Here is a 4,668-nt window from a genome sequence, read left to right as displayed (position 1 = left end):
TTATTTTCAGATGCCTTATTATGTTGAAGTTTGTATATTTATATATTGGTGTTTATTTATATATTGGTGTCTATTTATATATTTTAAATAAATATAAATATATAAATGTATAAAAATGTGATAATATAGATGTATAATAGGCTATAAGCCTTAATATAAAATTATGCAAGGAGTGTGTTTATTATGAAAAAGATATGTGTTTTAGGCGCAGGTACAATGGGATCAGGTATAGCTCAAGCTTTTGCTGCTAAAGGATATGAGGTAGTCGTTAGAGATATAAAAGATGAATTTGTACAAAAAGGTCTTGGAATGATAGAGAAAAATATTAAAAAACTTGCTACAAAAGGTAAAATAACAGAAGAAGAAGCTGAAGAAATTTTATCAAGAGTTAGTGGGACTACAGAACTAAGTCTACTAGATGATGTAGATTTAATAATAGAAGCTGCAGTAGAAAACATGGAAATAAAGAGACAAATATTCAAAGAATTAGACGAAATTTGTAAACCAGAAGCAATTCTTGCTACAAATACATCTTCACTTTCTATAACTGAAATTGCTACTGCTACAAAAAGAGTTGATAAAGTTATAGGACTTCACTTCTTTAACCCAGCTCCAGTAATGAAGCTTGTAGAAATCATAAAAGGAATGGGAACATCACAAGAGACTTATGATGCAATGCACGAATTAGTTCTTAACATAGCAAAGGAGCCAGTTCAAGTAGAAGAAGCTCCAGGATTTGTAGTTAATAGAATATTAGTACCAATGATAAATGAAGCCGTTTGCATCTACGCTGAAGGTATTGCAAGTGCTGCAGATATAGATAAGGCTATGATGCTTGGAGCAAATCATCCAATGGGACCTCTTGCTTTAGGAGATTTAATTGGACTAGATGTTTGCTTAGCAATCATGGATGTATTATACAAAGAAACTGGAGATACAAAATACAGAGCTCATAGCTTAATGAGAAAATATGTTAGATCTGGACACTTAGGAAGAAAAACAGGAAAAGGTTTCTTCGATTACAGCAAATAATATTATAAATAAGAGGTTGTTTCAAAATTAGCAAATAATTTTGAAATAGCCTCTTTATTTTGAGCTTAAAGAAATTGATTAAATACAAATAAATTTCATAAAATAGCAGTGATTGGAATATGAATAAATTACAAATATAGATAAAAAAATAACAATACCATGAAATATATTAAAATTCAGGAGAACAACCAGGAGATAGAAGGTCGGTTATAAAAAGTGGATTTATTTGCATGAAAATTTATAATATTAAATTTAGTATGTGGTTGACTATAATTCAATAAAATTATAAAATATAGGTGTAGCGAAAGTAAGTCACATATATCTATGTAAAGGATTTAAATCCTATTATGTAAATATATGTAGGTATTGTAACTATTTCATTGATATATAAATATTTATTAGCTCTAAAAATGAAACTGGTTTATTGGACAAGTGTAATGTGGTAAAAAGTCTATCATTATTGCGCTGTTTATTTTTGCGTTTGTTAATCACTATGTTAAATAAATATCTAGTGCTAAGGTTTAAATTTATATTTAACACCAGATTTAGCAGGAGATATAAATAAAAGTGGTGAAAATATTAATTCATATAAAACAAAATTTGTTTAAAATACGGAGGAAAATACTATGTATAAAATTGTTGAAAAAAAGATTTTAGCACCTTCAATATTTATGATGAAAATTTTAGCACCAAGAGTTGCTAAATCAGCTCGCCCAGGACAATTCATTATAATAAGAATGGATGAAAAGGGAGAAAGAGTACCTTTAACAGTATGTGACACAGATGTAGAAAATGGAACAGTATCGATAGTTGTGCAAACAATTGGATGTACTACAAAGGCTATGGAACAATATGAGCAAGGAGATTCTTTCTTTGATTTTGTTGGACCACTAGGAATGCCTTCTGAACTTTTAGAGGAAGACAAAGATAAGCTAAAAAATGAAAAAATAATGTTTATATCAGGTGGAGTTGGAGCTGCACCAGTATATCCTCAAGTTAAATGGCTACATGAAAATGGAATTAAAGCTGATGTAATCATGGGATTCAAAAATAAAGAAATGGTTATTTTAGAAGAAGATATGAAAAATGTTGCAGATAATGTATATGTAGCAACAGATGATGGTAGCTATGGATTTAAAGGAATGGTAACTAATAGATTAAAATCTTTAGTTGAAGATGAAGGAAAAAAATATGATACAGTAATTGCCATAGGACCAATGATAATGATGAAATTCGTATGTAAATTAACAGAAGAGTTAGGTATAAAGACAATAGTTAGTATGAATCCAATTATGGTTGATGGAACAGGTATGTGTGGTGCTTGTAGAATAACTGTTGATGGAGAAACTAAATTTGCTTGTGTTGATGGACCAGAATTTGATGGACATAAAGTAAACTTCGATGAAGCATTAAAGAGAACAACTATGTATAAGACTGAAGAAGTACAAAAAGATTCTATACAACCAGGATGCAGAGTAGGAGGAAATAACTAATGGATAGAATGAAAAGAACTCCAATACAAGAACAAGATCCAAAAGTAAGAGCAACTAATTTTCAAGAAGTTTGCCTTGGTTATACTGAAGAAGAAGCAGTTCAAGAAGCTTCAAGATGCTTAAACTGTAAAAATAAACCTTGTGTATCTAAATGTCCAGTTTCAATAGACATACCAGAATTTGTTCATCATGTAAAAGAAAAAAAATTTGCAGAAGCTGCAAAGGCTTTAGATAAATATACAGCACTTCCAGCAGTATGTGGAAGAGTTTGTCCTCAAGAATTACAATGCGAAAGCAAATGTGTTCTTGGAATAAAAGGAGAAGCAGTAGCTATAGGAAAACTAGAAAGATTTGTAGCTGACTGGTCAAGAAACAACGATGTAGATTTAACTCAAGAAATAGAAAAGAAAGATAAAAGAGTTGCTGTAATTGGTTCAGGCCCAGCTGGAATAACTTGTGCTGGTGAGCTTGCTAAGATGGGTTATGATGTAACTGTATTTGAAGCTTTACATGAACCAGGTGGAGTTTTACTTTATGGAATTCCTGAGTTTAGATTACCTAAAGATACTGTTGTTAAACATGAAGTAAACAACCTAAGAAAATTAGGAGTTAAAATAGAAACAAATGTAGTTGTTGGTAGAACAGTTACAATAGATGAATTAATGAATGATGAAAAGTTCGATGCTGTATTTATAGGATCAGGAGCAGGACTTCCTAAGTTTATGGGAATTCCAGGAGAAAACTTAAATGGAGTATTCTCAGCAAATGAATTCTTAACTAGAAACAACTTAATGAAAGCATTTAAAGATGACTATGCTACTCCTATAAAATCAGGTAAATGTGTTGCAGTAGTTGGTGGTGGTAACGTTGCTATGGACGCCGCTAGAACAGCTTTAAGACTAGGTTCAGAAACACATATAGTTTATAGAAGAAGTGAAGCTGAGCTTCCAGCTAGAGTAGAAGAAGTACATCACGCTAAAGAAGAAGGAGTTATCCTTGATTTATTAGTTAATCCTACAGAAATCCTTGGGGATGAAAATGGTTGGGTTAAAGGAATGAAATGCGTAAGAATGGAACTTGGAGAGCCAGATGAATCTGGAAGAAGAAGGCCGCAAGTAGTAGAAGGTTCTGAGTTTATATTAGACTGTGATACTGTTATCATGTCACTAGGAACTTCACCAAACCCATTAATTCCAGCTACAACTAAGGGATTAGAAACTAATAAATATAAATGTATAGTTGCAGAGGAAGAAACAGGGCTTACATCTAAAGATAAAGTATATGCTGGTGGAGATGCCGTAACAGGTGCTGCTACAGTTATACTTGCTATGGAAGCTGGTAAAAAAGCTGCAAAAGCTATTAACGAGAAATTAAGTAAATAGATTTTAATATAAAATTATTAAGCCATGTTTTAAAGTTGTGTAAAGTTCTTTAAAATATGGCTTTTTTATAGTATAAATATAGTATAATAAAACTAAAAAATAGTAGATTTAAAGAAATTTTCAAAGTTATAGGTTTGTATTTGTAATAGGTTAAATGAAACATTTGTAAATCATTAATAGGAAAGTAAGGGATATAAAGATGTTATTAGACGTGGTTAAAAAATATTATGGAGCAGAATATGATTTAAACTGTGCAGAGACTATTCTATATGCTGCTAACGAGGAATATGGTTTAAATTTAACTAAAGAAACCTTTAAAACTATGGCTGCCTTTGGTGGAGGAATGGCTATAGAGTCTACATGTGGAGTTGTAACAGGAGCAATAAGTGTTCTTGGGATCTTATTTACAAAGGAAAAGGCTCATGAAAGTGACTATGTAAAAACTCTTACTCAAGAGTTCATAGAAGAGTTCAGAAAACAGTGTAATGCGATAAATTGTGATAATTTAAAGGAATTATACAGAAATGATGAAATAAGATGTCTTAAGATAGTAGAAAAAGGTGCAATAATATTAGATAACATAGTAATAAGAGAGAGAAATAAACAGTAATTGAGAATAATTTTAAAACTTAGTGCTGAGAATATTCTTAGCACTATTTTTAGGAAAGATATTGAGAATTGATATTAGGCATCTTCAAAAAATAAATAAGTCAGAATGCTCATCTATTTTGTGTTATCTGATGACTACCCGCTCTAATACT

4 protein-coding genes are annotated in these 4,668 nt (G+C 30.9%); all 4 read left to right on the top strand.

Going from position 1 to position 4,668, the window contains the following annotated elements:
• Nucleotides 1-183: 183 nt before the first annotated feature.
• Entirely contained in the window at nucleotides 184-1,032 is an 849-nt protein-coding gene (locus B3W71_RS06170) for a 3-hydroxybutyryl-CoA dehydrogenase (RefSeq protein WP_346888068.1), read from the top strand.
• Between the two features lie 626 nt (nucleotides 1,033-1,658).
• Nucleotides 1,659-2,525, top strand: a complete 867-nt coding sequence (locus tag B3W71_RS06165) for a sulfide/dihydroorotate dehydrogenase-like FAD/NAD-binding protein (RefSeq protein ID WP_346888067.1) — start codon at nucleotides 1,659-1,661, stop codon at nucleotides 2,523-2,525.
• Complete coding sequence (gltA, locus tag B3W71_RS06160) at nucleotides 2,525-3,907, top strand: NADPH-dependent glutamate synthase (RefSeq protein WP_346888066.1); 1,383 nt, start codon at nucleotides 2,525-2,527, stop codon at nucleotides 3,905-3,907. Before B3W71_RS06165 ends, gltA begins: the two co-directional genes overlap by 1 nt.
• 199 nt (nucleotides 3,908-4,106) lie before the next feature.
• The gene (locus B3W71_RS06155; protein ID WP_346888065.1) at nucleotides 4,107-4,517 is read left to right on the top strand and encodes a C-GCAxxG-C-C family (seleno)protein; all 411 of its coding nucleotides are present in this window, start codon (nucleotides 4,107-4,109) and stop codon (nucleotides 4,515-4,517) included.
• Nucleotides 4,518-4,668 lie beyond the last annotated feature (151 nt).

This window comes from Clostridium sp. UBA1056 (genome assembly GCA_002316385.1).
Lineage (GTDB): Bacteria > Bacillota > Clostridia > Clostridiales > Clostridiaceae > Clostridium_J.
The sequence above is the reverse complement of the archived record's forward strand: the minus strand, read 5'-3'. Positions and strand labels throughout refer to the sequence as shown.